17 protein-coding genes and 1 pseudogene are annotated in these 16,326 nt (G+C 59.1%); 6 read left to right on the top strand and 12 right to left on the bottom strand.

The genetic code is table 11. The features are described 5' to 3' along the window. The 3 genes and pseudogenes from ACR0L1_RS21290 to ACR0L1_RS21280 all read right to left on the bottom strand — a co-directional run. A pseudogene (locus ACR0L1_RS21290) lies at positions 1–103 on the bottom strand ((2Fe-2S)-binding protein); the annotation flags it as partial. A 109-nt stretch (positions 104–212) separates the two neighbouring features. Then, positions 213–1,214: a molybdopterin-binding protein gene (locus ACR0L1_RS21285; RefSeq protein ID WP_480860698.1), complete on the bottom strand. Its 1,002-nt coding sequence runs from the start codon at positions 1,212–1,214 to the stop codon at positions 213–215. Next, the gene (locus ACR0L1_RS21280; protein WP_480860696.1) at positions 1,211–2,179 is read right to left on the bottom strand and encodes an XdhC family protein; all 969 of its coding nucleotides are present in this window, start codon (positions 2,177–2,179) and stop codon (positions 1,211–1,213) included. The genes ACR0L1_RS21285 and ACR0L1_RS21280 overlap by 4 nt, the downstream gene beginning before the upstream one ends. 224 nt (positions 2,180–2,403) lie before the next feature. Here ACR0L1_RS21280 and ACR0L1_RS21275 point away from each other — a divergent pair, with 224 nt between their 5' ends. Next, positions 2,404–2,904 carry a hypothetical protein gene (locus ACR0L1_RS21275; protein ID WP_170353103.1) on the top strand — a complete coding sequence of 167 codons (501 nt, stop codon included), beginning with the start codon at positions 2,404–2,406 and terminating at the stop codon, positions 2,902–2,904. Positions 2,905–2,906: 2 nt separating this feature from the next. Here ACR0L1_RS21275 and ACR0L1_RS21270 read toward each other — a convergent pair whose 3' ends face one another. Both ACR0L1_RS21270 and ACR0L1_RS21265 read right to left on the bottom strand, forming a co-directional pair. After that, positions 2,907–4,163: a vWA domain-containing protein gene (locus ACR0L1_RS21270; RefSeq protein ID WP_480502906.1), complete on the bottom strand. Its 1,257-nt coding sequence runs from the start codon at positions 4,161–4,163 to the stop codon at positions 2,907–2,909. Beyond that, a complete protein-coding gene (locus ACR0L1_RS21265) occupies positions 4,163–5,071 on the bottom strand; it encodes an AAA family ATPase (RefSeq protein ID WP_480502907.1) in 909 nt (302 codons plus the stop codon). Before ACR0L1_RS21265 ends, ACR0L1_RS21270 begins: the two co-directional genes overlap by 1 nt. Before the next feature lie 152 nt (positions 5,072–5,223). Here ACR0L1_RS21265 and pyrC point away from each other — a divergent pair, with 152 nt between their 5' ends. Continuing rightward, complete coding sequence (gene pyrC, locus ACR0L1_RS21260) at positions 5,224–6,261, top strand: dihydroorotase (protein ID WP_480860694.1); 1,038 nt, start codon at positions 5,224–5,226, stop codon at positions 6,259–6,261. Here pyrC and ACR0L1_RS21255 read toward each other — a convergent pair. Next, the gene (locus ACR0L1_RS21255) at positions 6,258–7,553 is read right to left on the bottom strand and encodes an MmgE/PrpD family protein (protein ID WP_480860692.1); all 1,296 of its coding nucleotides are present in this window, start codon (positions 7,551–7,553) and stop codon (positions 6,258–6,260) included. The genes pyrC and ACR0L1_RS21255 overlap by 4 nt on opposite strands. 38 nt (positions 7,554–7,591) lie before the next feature. After that, positions 7,592–8,038, bottom strand: coding sequence for a type II toxin-antitoxin system RatA family toxin (locus tag ACR0L1_RS21250; RefSeq protein WP_170769594.1), 447 nt, complete (start codon positions 8,036–8,038; stop codon positions 7,592–7,594). Positions 8,039–8,111: 73 nt separating this feature from the next. Between ACR0L1_RS21250 and hpt the strand changes: the two genes are divergently transcribed. Further along, a complete protein-coding gene (hpt, locus tag ACR0L1_RS21245) occupies positions 8,112–8,654 on the top strand; it encodes a hypoxanthine phosphoribosyltransferase (protein ID WP_170784648.1) in 543 nt (180 codons plus the stop codon). Positions 8,655–8,787: 133 nt separating this feature from the next. Continuing rightward, entirely contained in the window at positions 8,788–9,147 is a 360-nt protein-coding gene (locus tag ACR0L1_RS21240) for a hypothetical protein (RefSeq protein WP_170769592.1), read from the top strand. On the opposite strand, the gene ACR0L1_RS21235 is transcribed toward ACR0L1_RS21240, so the two are convergent. Further along, positions 9,128–10,294 (bottom strand): amidohydrolase, encoded by a 1,167-nt coding sequence (locus ACR0L1_RS21235; RefSeq protein ID WP_480860690.1) that lies wholly within the window; start codon positions 10,292–10,294, stop codon positions 9,128–9,130. The two genes, ACR0L1_RS21240 and ACR0L1_RS21235, sit on opposite strands and share 20 nt — an antisense overlap. Then, entirely contained in the window at positions 10,291–11,241 is a 951-nt protein-coding gene (gene lipA / locus ACR0L1_RS21230; protein ID WP_480860688.1) for a lipoyl synthase, read from the bottom strand. The genes ACR0L1_RS21235 and lipA overlap by 4 nt, the downstream gene beginning before the upstream one ends. Positions 11,242–11,502: 261 nt before the next feature. Between lipA and ACR0L1_RS21225 the strand changes: the two genes are divergently transcribed. Continuing rightward, positions 11,503–12,051 carry a redoxin family protein gene (locus ACR0L1_RS21225; RefSeq protein ID WP_480860686.1) on the top strand — a complete coding sequence of 183 codons (549 nt, stop codon included), beginning with the start codon at positions 11,503–11,505 and terminating at the stop codon, positions 12,049–12,051. Between the two features lie 73 nt (positions 12,052–12,124). Here the strand turns inward: ACR0L1_RS21225 and ACR0L1_RS21220 are convergent, their stop codons facing one another. Next, complete coding sequence (locus ACR0L1_RS21220; protein ID WP_170784640.1) at positions 12,125–13,048, bottom strand: hydrogen peroxide-inducible genes activator; 924 nt, start codon at positions 13,046–13,048, stop codon at positions 12,125–12,127. 49 nt (positions 13,049–13,097) lie between these two features. Continuing rightward, positions 13,098–14,195, bottom strand: coding sequence for a DUF6456 domain-containing protein (locus tag ACR0L1_RS21215; RefSeq protein WP_170788603.1), 1,098 nt, complete (start codon positions 14,193–14,195; stop codon positions 13,098–13,100). Between the two features lie 242 nt (positions 14,196–14,437). Here ACR0L1_RS21215 and ACR0L1_RS21210 point away from each other — a divergent pair, with 242 nt between their 5' ends. Then, positions 14,438–14,737, top strand: a complete 300-nt coding sequence (locus ACR0L1_RS21210; protein ID WP_170769586.1) for a DUF6477 family protein — start codon at positions 14,438–14,440, stop codon at positions 14,735–14,737. Here ACR0L1_RS21210 and ACR0L1_RS21205 read toward each other — a convergent pair whose 3' ends face one another. After that, a complete protein-coding gene (locus tag ACR0L1_RS21205; protein ID WP_170769585.1) occupies positions 14,738–16,282 on the bottom strand; it encodes a trimethylamine methyltransferase family protein in 1,545 nt (514 codons plus the stop codon). Between the last annotated feature and the right edge of the window lie 44 nt (positions 16,283–16,326).

The raw sequence follows: 16,326 nt of genomic DNA, 5'->3' as shown, positions 1-16,326 counted from the left end.
CCGTCATCCCCAAATGATCACGCAAAAAGCCAGACAATAACGTCCGTCCCTCAACTTCACCGCTCACAGCTACGCCGTTCACAGTCATCGAGACCTGTGCCATGAAATCCTCCCGTTTCGTGTTGTTCCTCGGGTCGAGTTAAACACGCGGGTTTTCATTTGAGAACAAAAATCTGAGGCGGTTCAGAGGATTGTCGGGAAAGCTCACCGCATCACGGTTTCCGAGAAGAACGGGGCTGCGGGCGCGTCGGGATCTCTTTCAGCAACCCACCAACACCCATTCTGGCGATGTCGAGCCCCGTTGTTTCGATCCCGCAGGCCACGCGGGACAAAACCCAATCGGCCCCGTTCAGTGCAGGTGAACGTGCGCAGCCCGGCAAGCCAATCACGGGCCGCTCGCCAAGCGCTCCGAGAAATAGAAGGTTGCCCGGATCGACCGGCATTCCGAACCGGTCCACTTGCCCTCCGGCGGCGCGTACCGCCTCGGGCGCCACGTCGTACACGTCAGACGTGGCCGAGCCGGTCAGGATCATGACGATATCCCCCTCAGCGTCGGACACAGCCGAGGACAAAGGTTCTGCCTGATGCGGGACGATCCGAACGTCTGACAGTTCCATCCCCAGGGCTTCGACACGGCCGCGGATCGCTGCGATCCCCTTTTCGTTCGACGGGCCACCGGGAATATCAGTCACCACCAGACCCGCCGTTTTGTGAACCGGTGAGACCATACGGATGGATGCCTGTGCCAGACGTGCTGCGTGCATCACATCGCCTCCGGGCACGGCATAAGAGATAACCTTGATCGTAGCCACCATGCCGCCTTCGCCCATCTGCTGGTATTGCGGAACAGTCGCGACGGTGATCATCGGGTTGACGCGATTGAACGCTTCCAACGCCTCGACATCCAGCACGGCGACGCCCGGTCCATCCGCCAGCAGGTTCACGCGACCGGTGAATGGTTGGGTCACGCGTAAACCCGCCTCGGTTGGGTTCGGAGCTAGAGCGGCGGCCAGCATCCGGGCGGCCTCATCCTCGTGACAGTCACCGGGTTCCAGTTGCGCGACAGTGACGGAGCCAAGGCCAGCCTCGGTCAGGTCTTCGATGTGGTCTGCCGTCAGCGCGATGCCTTTACGCAGCTTACGGTCACCGACCTTGATCGAATGGGCAAGGATCGTGCCTACGGCCTCGGCAACGGGGACAGGACCGAACTTCACGCCTTGCCTCGTAACACGGCGGTCATCTGTGCCAATATGGCGACTGCAATTTCGGACGGATCGGCAGCCCCGATATCCAGACCAACCGGACCATGAATGCAGGCAATCTGATCTTCGGTGAACCCGGCCTCGGTCATACGAGCCACGCGTTTGGCATGGGTCCGGGTCGAGCCCAGAGCACCGATGTAAAACACCCCGGCGGCCAACGCTGATTCCAGCGCCGGGTCGTCCAGCTTGGGGTCGTGGGTCAACAACACCACAGCGGTGCGCGAATCCAGACCCAGCTTGGCAACAGCCTCATCCGGCCAATCGGTCAGTATGTTTTCACCCGGAAAACGGGCGCTGGACGCAAAAGCATCCCGTGGGTCGACAATCGCGGGGTCATACCCTGCAATCCGTGCCATCGGCACCAGCGCCTGCGCAATATGAACCGCACCCACGACAATCAGGCGCAAAGGTGGGTTGTGAACGGCCACAAAGGTCTTGCCGTCCTCTTCGAACCCCGAGCGATCCATACGCAGCCGGTCGGCATAAGCATTGCGACGCAGCGCGCGGTGGCCGGTCTCGACATTGACCTCATAGGCGAGTGGTACTCGCGCGGCACGCGCCTCGACCAGATCACGAAGCATGGGTTCGGGCAGAACGCTTCCGATGGGCTCGACCAACACCCGAATCGTCCCTCCACAGGCCAGACCAACAGCGAACGCATCTTCGTCGCTGACACCAAATTCCAACAGACGTGCTTCGCCTTCATCTATGGCCTCAAGCGCTTCGACGATCACAGCGCCTTCGACACAACCGCCCGAAACCGAGCCTTCGATCCGACCATCGCCGCCAATGACCAACTGCGCGCCCACACGGCGCGGGGCGCTTCCCCAAGTCTCAACCACGGTGGCGAGCGCGGCCTTTTTGCCATTGCTGAACCAGCGCAGCGCAGTTTCTGGGCTGTTGTCGAATCTGTCCATTGCGCCCTCCCATAGTGCTTTGACCCAACATAGGCAGGTTTGGCCAGATGAAAAGGAACCCCGACTTTAAGGTCAGACGCGGCAGTCAGGCTTCGGCGCGAATTGGCTGAGTTTTTACCATTTTCTGCAAAGCATTGATTGTCTGCAGAGCAGATTCTAGCCTACACATACATCTGCTGCATTCCAATATGCGCATATTTAATTTTCACAAGGGAGACAAAGAGTTGAAACGCATTTTTGCACTCGGAACAGCAATCGGACTTTTGGCATCCACGGCAGTCAGTGCAGATACATTCCTGCGCTATGGCGAGGTCGAGGGCTGGAAGGTATTCATTGATCAGGACAAGAAATCCTGCCTGATTGAGGCTATCGATGACTCCGAGAACGTGGTTCAGATGGGGCTAACCGAAGATCGCGGCGTTGGCTATGTGGGCGTCTTCACCAAAGAAAAAACCGACATCAAGCGCGGCGATACCGAGGCTGTGGCAATTCTTCTGGGCGACAATCTCTATATCGGTGAAGCCACCGGCATGAAGGGTAACATCACCAAGGGGTATTCGGGCGGTTACGTTCTGTCCAATGATCCCCAATTCGCTGAAGACATTGCCAAGCAAAAGGTGATGCTTGTCTTCCCCGAGAAGGAATTTGCCTTCACCGTGGATCTGACTGGCACCTACAAGGCCATGGAAATGGCCCGCAAGTGCAATGAAGAACAGCTGAGTTAACCCTAACTCGAAAGCGCGGTCATCAGCCGCGCTTTCTCACCCATGTCATCGGGTTTCGAGATGACCTCGGCCAGATCTTCGAGCGAGGCAATCGAATGCCCGGCCCGAAAGCTGTCTACATGCGGCAACATCGCGGCCACGCCCTGCGCCTTAGGTGCAAACCCGTCCCAGCGCAGCAGTGGGTTCAGCCAGATCAGACGGCGGGCGGAAAGGTGCAGACGCTCCATCTCTTTTCCCAGCGCTTGCGGTTCGCCCCGGTCCAATCCGTCCGAGATCAGCAGAACCACCGCTCCCTGCCCCATGACGCGCCGCGACCAGTCGCGGTTGAACGCGTGCAGGCATTCGCCGATGCGGGTGCCGCCCTCCCAGTCCTGCGCTTCCGCCCCAGCGGCGGCCAAAGCGGCGTCCACATCGCGCTGATGCAGGTGGCGGGTGATATTGGTCAGCCGCGTCCCGAAAGTGAACGCGTGAACCTTGGCCCATCCCGCGCCTTTCGCGTTCGAGACCGAGTGCAGAAAATGCAGGATAATGCGGCTGTATTGGCTCATCGACCCCGAGATATCACACAGCACCACCAGATTGGGCCAGCGGGTTCGGGGTTTCTGACGGGCGATTTCATGCAACTCTCCGCCCTGGCGCATGGCGGCGCGCAAGGTGCGGGCGCGGTCGATCCTTTGCCCTACATGGCTGGCTTGACCGCGCCGGGATTCGATTGGTTTTACGGGTAGCGTCATACGGGCCAATATGCGCTTGGCCTGAGCGATCTCTGCGGTGCTCATCTGTTCAAAGTCAAGACTGCGCAGGCGTTCCTCGGTCGAGGCGGTTTGAGAAGCGTCGATCTCAAGCTCAGTTTCTTCGCCCGTGTCTTGCGTCTCTGGCTGATCGCGTTCGACACCGTCCAACAGCGCCTCGGCCGCGCGCTTTTCGCCCGCGTCGGCCTTGCGGTCTTCCTGAACACCACGGATCGCAGGCAGCATCATGGCCATCATATGCTCCATATACCGCGGGTCTCGCCAATACATGCGAAAGACCTGCGCGAACACTGTGCGATGTTCGGGACGGTTCACGAAACAGGCGTGCAGGGTCCAGTAGAAATCCTGCTTTTCCGAGAACCCGGCAGCCTGCACCGCGCGGATGGCATCGACAACCCGGCCCGTACCTACGGGCAATCCCGCCTTGCGCAGGGCCCGCGCGAAATGGGTGATGTTCTGCGCCAGTTTGGGGTCATCTGGGATATCTAGGGGAAGCTGCTCAGCCATCACACCGGTTCAAGCGTGGCTTTGGCTTCGTCCAGAATACGTTTTGCCTCAGAACCCTGCAGTTTCTGGATGTCGTCCTGGTATTTCAGGATCGCGCCCAGCGTGTCGCCGATCACTTCGGGGCTGAGGTTGATCACATCAAGTGCCAGCAGGCATTTGGCCCAATCGATCGTCTCGGCCACGCCAGGTTTCTTGAACAGGTCTTCGGTGCGCAGGTGCTGGACGAAGGCCACCACCTCGCGACTGAGCTCCTGTGCCGCTTCGGGTGCGCGGGCGTGAAGGATTTCGATCTCGCGCTCGAAATCGGGGTAGTCGACCCAATGATAGAGGCAGCGGCGCTTCAGGGCGTCATGCACCTCGCGCGTCCGGTTCGAGGTAACGATGACGATGGGCGGTTCCGGCGCTTTGACGGTGCCCAGTTCGGGGATTGTAACCTGAAAGTCGCTGAGCGCTTCGAGCAGGAACGCCTCGAAAGGCTCGTCCGTACGGTCCAATTCATCAATCAGCAGGACCGGCGCGCCGTGTTCGTCCGGGCGCATAGCTTGCAGCAGCGGGCGCTCGATCAGGTAGTCGTCCGAGAACAACTCGGATTGCAAGGCACCCCGGTCGGCGCCGCCTGAGGCTTCGGCTGTGCGGATTGCTACCATTTGCGCTGGGAAGTTCCATTCGTAAACGGCGGAGGACGCATCTAGCCCCTCATAACATTGTAGTCGGATCAGTCGGCGGTTCAGCCCGGCGGCCAGCGCCTTGGCGATCTCTGTCTTGCCGACACCGGCCTCTCCCTCCAAAAATAGCGGGCGGCCCAGTTTCAGCGACAGGAAGACAACCGTGGCCAAGGCCCGTCCGCAGACATAGCCCTGATCGCCCAGCATGGTCTGAACGGCGTCGATGGAATTTGGCTGTGTCATGGCGATCTCCCTCGGGGCACAAGAGGTCACGACGGCGCGCGCGCGTCAAGACCGGGGCTTCGCAAGGAGTTACGACGTTCGGGCATGTTGACAAGGGGCAGCCGTGCATTCGGGGCCTTTCACGGCTGCGCGCACTGTGCTAGCCGGGGGCCATGACCGATACCCTGACGATCCGCCGCCCCGACGACTGGCACCTGCATTTGCGCGATGGCGCGATGCTGGAAGCTGTCCTGCCCGAAACCGCGCGCCATTTCGCCCGCGCGATTATCATGCCAAACCTTGTACCGCCCGTGGTGCGCGGCGATCAGGCCGCCGCCTATCGTGACCGCATTCTGGCCGCCCTGCCCGATGGGATGGCGTTCGAGCCGCTGATGACTCTCTATCTGACCGAGAACACGGATGCAGAGGATGTCGCCGCCGCCCATGCCAGCGGGCTGATCAAGGCGTGCAAGCTGTATCCGGCAGGGGCCACGACCAATTCGGCCTCGGGCGTGCGGGATTTCGACAAGGTGCGCCCGGTACTGGAAAAGATGGCCGAGATCGGCCTGCCCATGTGTGTGCATGGCGAGGTTACGGATGCGGAGATCGACATTTTCGACCGTGAGGCCGTGTTTATCGAGCGCGTTCTGGATCCGATCCGCAAATCGACCCCCAGCCTGCGCGTGGTGATGGAGCATATCACGACCGCGAACGGCGTGGACTATGTCAAAGCCAATGGTACTGATCTGGGCGCGACGATCACGGCGCATCACCTGATCATCAACCGCAACCATATTCTGGTTGGCGGGATCAAGCCACATTACTACTGCCTGCCCGTCGCCAAGCGCGAGGAACACCGGCTGGCGCTGTTGGCCGCCGCGACCTCGGGCGATGCGCGGTTCTTCCTTGGTACTGACAGTGCACCGCATACGGATGCGAACAAGGAAATGGCCTGCGGCTGTGCCGGGTGCTTCACCGCGACGAACACGATGTCACTAGTGGCAGAGATGTTCGACCGTGAAGGGGCGTTGGACAAGCTGGAAGGGTTTACCTCGCTCAATGGCCCCGGTTTCTATGGCCTGCCGGTGAATGAGGACACGATCACACTGACCAAGGGCGAACCGGTCGTGTATCCCGAAAAGATCGACTCTGGTGACGGGCCTGTCACGGTGTTCGACCCAGGATTCCCGCTGCATTGGCGCGTGGTCTAATCCGCAAGCAATGCCGCCAGATCGCGGGCGCGGCCTCCGGTGCGCAGCATCGACCAGATCGAGTCCGCCTCGTCACCTCCGATCAGTTTGGCAGCCTTGCCGCGCACCCGATCTTCTCGCTCAGATAAAGGCATCGGGGTCAGAAGATCATGGCTGGCCTCTTTGCGCGCACCATCACGGCGCAGCAGGATCAGGTGGGCTTGCGTCTCGGACAGCGTTTCATCCGCTTCGACCGTAACGCGATCGCGCAGCGAGATCAGGCGCGGATCGGCGCAGGTTTTCTCGGAATAGCTGTCGGGCAAGGCGGTGTCATATCCCAGAGCCTGCATCGCAATCACCGTCCGATATGAGAACTTTGCGCCCAGCCCAGTTGTCGGAGAAATCTGGTTGCACACGCTCATCCATCGCGGATGGGTCTTGACCGTGATCTCGGCCACTTCGGGTTCGGCGATATCCAACGTGCGTGCGGCCTCCAGCGCTGCGTGCAGCCCGTGGCAACAAGCGTGGAACTTGTGGCTGACGGATTCGAACAACCAATCCTCGCCCAACCGGTCCAGCGCGGTTTGCGTATCGTTTTGCCCCTGATGGGTTGCGCCGAACCCATAAGGGCCTTCCATAGCCTCGACATTTGGATCAAAACCTTTGGCGATCAGCAAAGCCGCCTCGACGCCAGCCGAGGCCGCAAGCCCCGCGTTATAGGGCTTACCCATAGTTCCAAACTGCGCTTTGAGCCCCGCCGCGCGGGTCGCCGACAGACCCAAAACTTTGCGCATCTGATCCACATCGAACCGCAGAACACGGCCCGCAGCCACGGCCGCCCCGAACGCGCCGGCTGTAGCCGTCTGATGAAACCCGGCCTGATAGTGGTCGCGCCCCAACCACAGCCCCACGCGGATCGAGACCTCCATCCCCACCAAAGCGGCCTCAAGAACATCCACAAGAATGCGGTCGTCCCATTCACCAAGCGCAAGCGCCACAGGTAGAATGGCCACCGACGGATGGCCGATATGGGCGAAATGCGTGTCGTCATAATCGAGCGCATGCGACACCGTCCCGTTAACCAGAGCTGCCCCGCGTAAGGGCGCGGCACCACCGCCGAATAGATGGGCCTGCATGGTGCCGCCCTCATCAAGAACCAAGGCGCGCACGGTCTGCGAAACGGGTTCGTCTACCCCAGCCCGCCCCACCGCCAGCCAATCCAAAACGGACAAAGACGTCACGATGCGGGCTTGTCGCGACGTGGAAACGGGGCCAGCAGCAAACCTGGCCAAGGTATTGGTAAAATCACTCATGCGGCGCAGTCTAGCGTGCGCCGGGGTCGGGTAAAGCCTTAGCCGTACAAATCTGCGGCGCGGGCCTCGAAGGCTTTGACCACACGTTGCATGGCTTCGTTAAAGACGACCCCGATGATGCCCTGCAGGATGGCGTTCTTGAACTCGAAATCCACATGAAACGAGATGTTGCAGCCCCCTTCAGGCGCGTCCGCGAACTGCCAATCGGATTTCATGTATTTGAACGGCCCGTCCAGATACTCGGTGTCGATCCGGCGCTCCTCGGCGTGTAGTGTCACGCGGCTGCCGAACCGTTCGCGGAACACTTTGAAGGAAATCACTAGATCGGCCTCTAGCACCTGTGCCTCGCCCGCCGCATAAGTGCGCCTGATCCGGGCCGCCGCGCACCACGGCAAAAACTGCGGATACTTCGCCACATCCGCGACAAGGTCATACATCTGCTGAGCGGTATACGGCAGGTGACGTGTCTCGGAATGGGTCGGCATGGCGGTCCGCTATTTGCAGGTGACAATGGCGCGTCATGTCGTATGTTGCGCGCCAAAGATCAAGGGGGCAGTGATGACAGACCGCGCATATGTGATAGATGAGATGATCTCGGCCAAGGCCATCGCCGCCCGGATCGAGGAGTTGTGCCGCGAGATCACAGCCGAGTTTGGCGCAACCGACAAGCTGGTTGTCGTCGGTCTTTTACGCGGCAGTTTTGTCTTTATCGCTGATCTGGTGCGCGAGTTGGACCTGCCTATCGAAGTGGATTTTCTCGAGGCGTCCTCTTATGGGGATTCCATGGAGAGCAGCCGTGAAGTACGTATTCTCAAGGACTTGCGCGGCGCAATTGAAGGACGCGATGTGTTGGTGGTTGAAGATATTGTCGATACCGGCCACACGCTGAACCACGTTACCAAACTGCTGCAAAGCCGCAAGCCTGCGCGGCTGAAATCCATTGCGTTGCTGGACAAACCCAGCCGCCGCGAGGTCGATTTCCGCTCGGACTGGATCGGGTTTGAAATCCCTGATGAGTTTGTCGTGGGCTACGGCATCGATTACGCGCAACGCAATCGCAACCTGCCCTTTATTGGCAAGGTGCGATTTGTCAAAGACTGAGCGGCCCTCTGACCTATCCAGTTTGTGCAAGTAGCAGTGGTTAAGCTTCCTAAAAATTCTCCTATTTGAATATTATTGGACATTCCGCCCAGCAAGAGACTACCATTCGAGTACTTTGGGAGGTTTTTTACGTATGAAAACACTGTCTATTGGACTTATGGCGGCTTGCGCGGTAGCCGCAACAGTTGGAATTGCGGATGCAAAGGACAACAAGGGCAAAGGTAAAGGCCCCGACAAGTCGAAAATTGAAAAGTCGGTAAAAACAAATAAAGGCGTCGGTGTACCGCCAGGACAGATCAAGCGTTACACGCGAGGTCAGAAAATCCCTAATGACTTGGATTTTGACTATCTTGACGACCTCGATGGCTGGAAGTTGAAACCCCTGCCCGCCGGTCAGCGGTATATCCGCGTAGATGACGAAATCCTGTCGATATCCGATGACACAAAAACAGTTATTGATGCCGTTGGAATAGTCAGTGATCTCGTAAACTGAGAGCTCGGCCTACAAGAGATCGAATTACTGCACTGAAAACATCTACCCCTACAGGGATCAGCGCGTCCGGAAAATCATAGTCCGGGTTGTGCAGTTGCGGGTGCGCTTGTCCGGCACCCAGCCAAAACATCGCCGCCGCGGCGCTTTTGCCAAACTGGCCGAAATCCTCGGAAAACTTTTGAGGCTCATTCGTGAGAGTGCAAGGCACGCCCTCCGTGACACAAGCCTCGGCAACCGCAGCCACTGCTTGCGCATTGTTTGTGCAGGCCTCAAACACATCCTCATAAGTGATCTTGACCGCCAATCCCTGGGCTTCTGCTGTTTGGGTGACAAGATCTTCGGCTTCGGCGATCAAGCATTTCATACGGGTGTCAGACACGGTGCGCAGCGTCACCCACAGTTCGGCCGCTCCGGGGGCGACGCCGAATGTGGGTTCGCCCAGCCGCGCATGGGTCACGGTCGTCAGGGCGAAATCGGCATTCAATGCACCGCCCGTTCCTAGATCCGCAAGCTCCGGCATCAAAGACGCGAGCGCTCCAGCCGGCGAAATTCCATCCTGCGGTTCCGCCGCGTGAGAGGTCTTGCCACCAAGCATCACCCGCATCCCGCGTGACGCGCAGTTGGCGGGGCCCTCACACAGCAGCACCTCACCTAGCGCAAGGCCCGGCAGGTTGTGCAGCGAAAATACGAAGTCCGGCGCGATTGGCGCAAACTGAGGATCAGCTATATATGATACTGCCCCCTGCCCGGTCTCCTCGGCGGGTTGAAAGATCAACACCACACGGCCCTTTTGCGGAGGGGCCTGGGCCAGATGATCAGCTACGCCCAGCACCATGACCATATGGCCATCATGCCCGCACAGATGCCCTTTGCCGGGGATCTGCGAACTGTAAGGCAAATCCCCCAGTTCTTGAATCGGCAGACCATCCAACTCACACCGAATGGCGACGGTGGGTCCAGGTGCCGCGCCATCGAATACTGCGGCCACTCCATGACCGCCGATACCGGTCAGGACTTCGTCAGCGCCCAAATCGGTCAGCAGACCGGCCACACGCGCAGCTGTGTTATTCTCTTGCCCTGACAGTTCGGGAAACCGGTGCAGGTCATGGCGCAGAGCGGTTAGTCGCGCCAGCGTCTCGGGACTCACCCCTGATCCAACATTTTCTGCCGTGCGGCGCGCAGGCGGGCAAAGTCATCGCCCGCATGATAAGACGACCGGGTCAGCGGCGTGGCCGAAACCATCAGGAAACCTTTGCCAAAGGCCGCTTTTTCGTACGACGCGAATTCCTCCGGCGTCACGAACCGATCCACCGCATGGTGTTTCGGCGTCGGTTGCAAGTACTGACCAATGGTCAGAAAATCGATATCGGTAGCGCGCATATCATCCATCACCTGCCGCACTTCTTGTTCCTGCTCACCAAGCCCAACCATGATGCCGGATTTGGTAAAGATCGACGGATCGAGTTCCTTGACCCGCTGCAACAAGCGCAAAGAATGGAAATAGCGGGCACCGGGGCGCACCTCAGGGTAGAGACCCGGCACGGTTTCAAGATTGTGGTTGAACACATCCGGCTTCGCCTCGACCACAGCTTCCAGAACCGATGGCTCGCATTTCAGAAAGTCCGGGGTCAGAATCTCGATCGTCGTCTTGGGCGAGCGGTGCCGCACCGCACGAATGGTCTGGGCAAAGTGGTCTGCCCCACCGTCGGCCAGATCGTCGCGATCCACCGAGGTGATCACCACGTGGTTCAGCCCCAGCTTTTCAACCGCATGGGCCACACGACCCGGTTCGAACACATCCAGCGCATCCGGTCGGCCAGTAGCGATGTTGCAGAAGGTACAACCTCGAGTACAAATTTCGCCCATGATCATCATGGTGGCGTGGCCTTGGCTCCAGCATTCACCAACATTGGGGCAACCTGCCTCTTCGCAGACGGTGACTAGGTTGTTGTCCCGCATGATCCGCCGCGTATCCGCATAACCTTTGCCGCCCGGCGCTTTGACCCGAATCCAGCTTGGTTTCTTGGGCTGAGCATTATCGGGCTTATGGGCCTTTTCAGGGTGACGTTGTTCGGGGATCTTCAGATCACGCACGGCTGGCTTTCCTGACTTTGGGTCAATTTGCTGTCGTCTAACATAGTCTGACGATCCGCACCATGCCACTGGGACATATCCGCCATGCGTTGGTGTTTTTGCGACGCAGCATCCAACAGTTGCGACACGCGATTGGGTGCGAACCACCGCACGATTTCAGCAGATTAGGCAAATTCGCACTTGCAGCAAAAGGCCGATTGAAGCGGGGTTGGAACTCTTTTAAAGAGCCGAAAAATCATCAATGAATAACAGGAGATGAATATGAAATCCGGTGCCAAACTGCCTGAGGTCACGTTCCACACCCGCGTCCGCGATGACGCCGTCGAAGGCACCAACCCCTTCCGTTGGGAAGACAAGACCACCGCAGATTACTTTGCAGGCAAACGGGTCATCCTGTTCTCGCTGCCCGGTGCGTTCACGCCCACATGCTCGACCTACCAACTGCCCGGGTTCGAAAACGGCTATGCCGATTTCATCGCCAAAGGGATCGACGAGATCTACTGCATGTCGGTCAATGACAGCTTCGTCATGAACAAATGGGCCCAGGATCAGGGGCTGAAGAACGTCAAAGTCATCCCAGACGGCTCGGGCGAGTTTACCCGCAAGATGGGGATGCTGGTCGACAAGGACAATCTGGGGTTCGGAATGCGTTCGTGGCGCTATGCGGCCATCGTCAATGATGGCGTGGTCGACGCATGGTTCGAAGAGCCCGGCCTGATGGATAACTGCCCTGAGGACCCATATGGCGTATCCTCGCCGGAAACGCTGATGCAGCATCTGGAAGACGCAAAAGAACCTGCGCTGGCCTGAGCGTCCATCTTTTGAAGTCGGAACGACCCGCCCTTGTGGCGGGTCTTTTTTGTGTACGCGTGACCGACAGGATTTATATACGCGTAATCGACACGATGTCTTCGCCGACCACACGGATCACATCGGCCAGACTGTCAAACCAATCCTCAGCGCGGGTAGACCTGCGCCGGACCAATCCCACAGTTCTAAAGGGCTGCGGTTTGCCGAACCGTTGTAACTTTAACCCCGGCACTGCCCCGGTTTCGGCCTTCGCCGCCAATTCCGGCATCAGCGTCAAACCGAATCCTTCAGCCACAAGCCTTGACAAGGTCGCCAACGAAGACGCGCCCATATTGATCAACCCACTGCTGCGATCCTGCCCGCAGACCTCAAGCGCCTGATCCGTCAGGCAATGGCCATCATCCAGAAGCATTAACTGCGTGGTTTGCAAATCGACGGGGCGCAGCGCCTCGGGGTCCTGCCTCATGGTCTGCAAACGACCCGCGCTGCCTGCCAGCAAGAAGCGGTCTTCAAACAAGGGCAGTTCGAACAGCTCATTGCCGCCAGACGGCAGCGCCATGACGCCTGCGTCGATCTCTCCAGCGCGCAGCATGGCCAATAGACGGTCCGTGCGCGCCTCGCGAATCTGCACCCGTAGCGAGACATCTGAGGCGCGAAGCCCTGCAAGAACTCCCGGCAGGATATAGGGCGCGATGGTGGGAATAATCCCGATAGACAAAGACCTGTGCCCGCCTGAATGGTCGCGCGCGAACTGGTCAAGCCGGTCCGCTGCGCCCAGCACCTGCTGCGCATAGTCCAGAACGTCCCGCCCTAGCGGCGTCAGCAGAATATCGCGAGCCTGCCGTTCGAACAGCGGGCCGCCCAGCGTTTCCTCCAGCGCCTTGATCTGCACCGACAGGGCGGGTTGCGAGACGTTGCACATCTGCGCCGCCCGGCCAAAATTGCGCTGATCGGCCACGGCATTGAAATATTGAAGTTGTCTGAGCGTGAAATTCATAACCTTTGATTATCTCAACACCGCCCAACCGCAAGGGCAAATTATTACCCTAGCCGATCATTCGGTTCTTTTCCGCCTGATCCTCGTAGTGGCGCTTTAGGCGCTGAAGCGCGATCCGCAGGACGATTTTTCCTGACCTCGCCGACCAGCCCATACGCTTTTCGGCAAGTTCGAGTCCCTCAAGATAACAGCAACACCGCAGCGCTACGTCGCTTAGACCTGGCCCCAGATCGGACAAGGCGCATTCGACCCGATCCCGCGCATCGGAAGAACCGCGTCCATCTTTCATACCTGCACCAAAGCTGCCACGCCCACCCGCGGTCAGGAAATGATCCCAGTTCTGCGTCACTTGTGGGCCGATCTGGGCCAGTTCGAAATCTTCGCGTAACCGCTCTCCTGCTCGGACAAGGGTTTCATCCAGAAAGGGTTTCCCATCCCGGTCCCGGCGGCGCGCCAGGGCGATCAGTGGGCTCTCGGCCGCGCTATAGCGCATCCGACGGCGTCCTTCCGTTTTGGCCGCTCCGACCTGCGCCAGCGACGACGCCGTTTGAAACGGAGCCTGCGCCTCGGCCATTCCAAAGTCGTTGCGGCTGCGCGCCTTGTTCTCGGCCTCGGCGACCAACTGACTGAGCGCGGTGCGCCCAGACGATGAAATCCGGTAGCGGGAAATGCGACCGGGATTGTCGCAGGTGATCCAATCCTTCAACGCCAGCGCCTGCGCCAACTTGCAGTCCACAACCGCCGTTCGGGTCGCGCTATTGTCGCCACTGTCGCGCACCACAACCGCTTTGTCCATTTCCTCGGCTACGGCCAGCACCGCCCCGGATTCGCATAACCGCCTAAGAACCCGCAGCGCCTCGCGCGAGAATTCTTCCTCGGCCGCAGCAACCCGATCTTCATGCCCGGCTGGGAACTTCTCGGAGGTGTCCGAGAAATGCGTCTCGGCCAAGGATTGCAGGGCAGCATCCACCAGCGGGTCATCGCGCCGCATTTCAACGCGGCGTATTTGCCGAAGTATGGTCGACGCATGGCACCCCGCGGACCGCGCAATGTCGCGGATCGACTGACCGGTCTCGGTATGCGCCAGATATCTCTGCGCCCCCTCAGGTACCCAGGCCGGAATGGTGAAAGCCACGTTATTTTCCATAGTTACTTGCCCTCGTCGACAATCCAATTCTGATTCCAATCGCCCCCGATGAATGTGTTAACCAATTCTAACTAGAGCCGCTTTCGTTACTCGTTCGTTAACCAACGGGGGTAAAAACCAGATTTGATTCAAAATCATAAACAGTCATGAAACCATCGTTCGGAGGGAAAGCATTTAAAGCAACACCCGCTTAGGTTGTGTGACAAAGACGGAGACTTTTACACAGACAAGGGACCCCTTCCATGCAAGATCTGATGACCATGATTACCGCTTTACGCCGCCCTCGCCTGTTAGCACGGGCGGCAAAACACGGCGCGCAGGACTATGACCGGGATCGGCACTTGCAGCGCATTCTGGGCTACGGATCCCTGCCCGGAACAGGCGCGGCGCTGATCCGGCTGATGGATATGGAGAGAGAGGTCAACGCGCAGCGAGTTGCCGAAGATGCGGCCTATTCCTTGGTCCGTCATCTGGACCTGCTGATCGCGCTACTGGGCGAGGCGCAGCTGTACAAGGCCAGCCGCGCCGCGCAATATCAGTAATCAAGCAAAGGCGTCCGGCATGGAGGCCTTTTTCTTCTCGATATATTCATTCAGGGCCGCGTGGATCCCGGGGTCGAGCTGCGGCTGCTGGTAGTTGGCCAGCAGGTGCTCAACCCGCGACGACGCCAACTGGCGCGTGTCGCGGCCACCTTCGTCTTCCCAAGTTTCGAACGGTTTGTAGTCCAGCAGATCAGACTTCCAGAATGCCTCCTTGAAGTTCGCCTGTGTGTGGGCACAGCCAAGGTAGTGACCGCCGGGGCCAACTTCCCGGATCGCATCCATTGCCTGTGCGTTATCGTCATAGGCAACGCCCTTGGCCAGACCGTGCAGTACGCCCAACTGGTCGGCATCCATGACGAACTTTTCAAAGTCGGCAACCAAACCGCCTTCTAGCCAGCCACAGGAATGCAGCATGAAGTTCACACCCGCCATCAGGCCCATGTTCAACGAGTTGGCTGTCTCGTACGCGGCCTGCGCATCAGGCAGTTTCGAGCCGCAGAATGACCCGGCCGAGCGGAACGGCAGTCCCAGACGACGGGCCAGCTGACCTGCGCCATAGGTGACCATCGACGCCTCAGGCGTACCAAAGGTCGGCGCGCCCGAGTTCATGTCGATCGACGACACGAAGGCACCAAAAATAGCCGGAGCACCGGGACGGATGATCTGGCTATAGGCAACACCAGCCATCACTTCGGCCAGCACCTGAGTCAGCGTCCCCGCAACCGAGACTGGAGCCATAGCGCCGCCCACGATGAAGGGCGAGATGATGCAGGCTTGATTATTCGCCGCGTATACTTCCAAAGAGCCCATCATCACATCGTCGAAAGTCATCGGCGAGTTGATGTTGGTCAGCGAGGTCATGACCGTGTTTTCCTGAACGAATTCTTTGCCGAACAGGATCTCGCACATCTCGATCGAATCCTGCGCGCGGCTGGGATCGGTGACCGACCCCATGAACGGCTTGTCCGACAGGGTCATATGCGCCATCAGCATGTCCAGGTGACGCTTGTTCACCGGGATGTCCGTGGGTTCACAGACCGTACCGCCCGAGTGGTGCAGCCATTTGGACATGTAGGCCAATTTCACGAACTTGTTGAAATCATCCATGGTCGCATAGCGACGGCCACCCTGAGCGTCGCGCACGAACGGAGGGCCATAGACCGGGGCCAGAACCAGATTGCGACCGCCGATAACCACCGATTTCTCGGGGTTGCGGGCGTGCTGGGTGAATTCGCTGGGAGCGGTTTTGATCAACTCACGCGCCAGACCACGCGGGATGCGGACCCGCTCACCGTCAACATCCGCACCGGCGTTCTTCCAACGCTCAAGCGCGGCGGGGTTGTCGACAAAGTTGACACCGACCTCGGCCAGAATGGTTTCGGCGTTGGTTTCGATGATCTGCAACGCTTCTTCGTTCAGAACTTCGAAGTTCGGAATGTTGCGTTCGATATACTTTGCTGTTTCGATACGTACCGCGGTGCGCTCGGCCCGGCGGGCGGCGCCACCGCCACCTCTTGCCCGGCGCCGGGTGTTTGCCTCAGCCATGTGAAGATCCCGTCTGTTGGTTGGTTTGATTATTTTGGTACAGC

The sequence above is a fragment of the Ruegeria sp. J8 genome (genome assembly GCF_056531925.1).
Note: the sequence above shows the minus strand (reverse complement) of the source record. Positions and strands in the feature narration are given on the sequence as shown.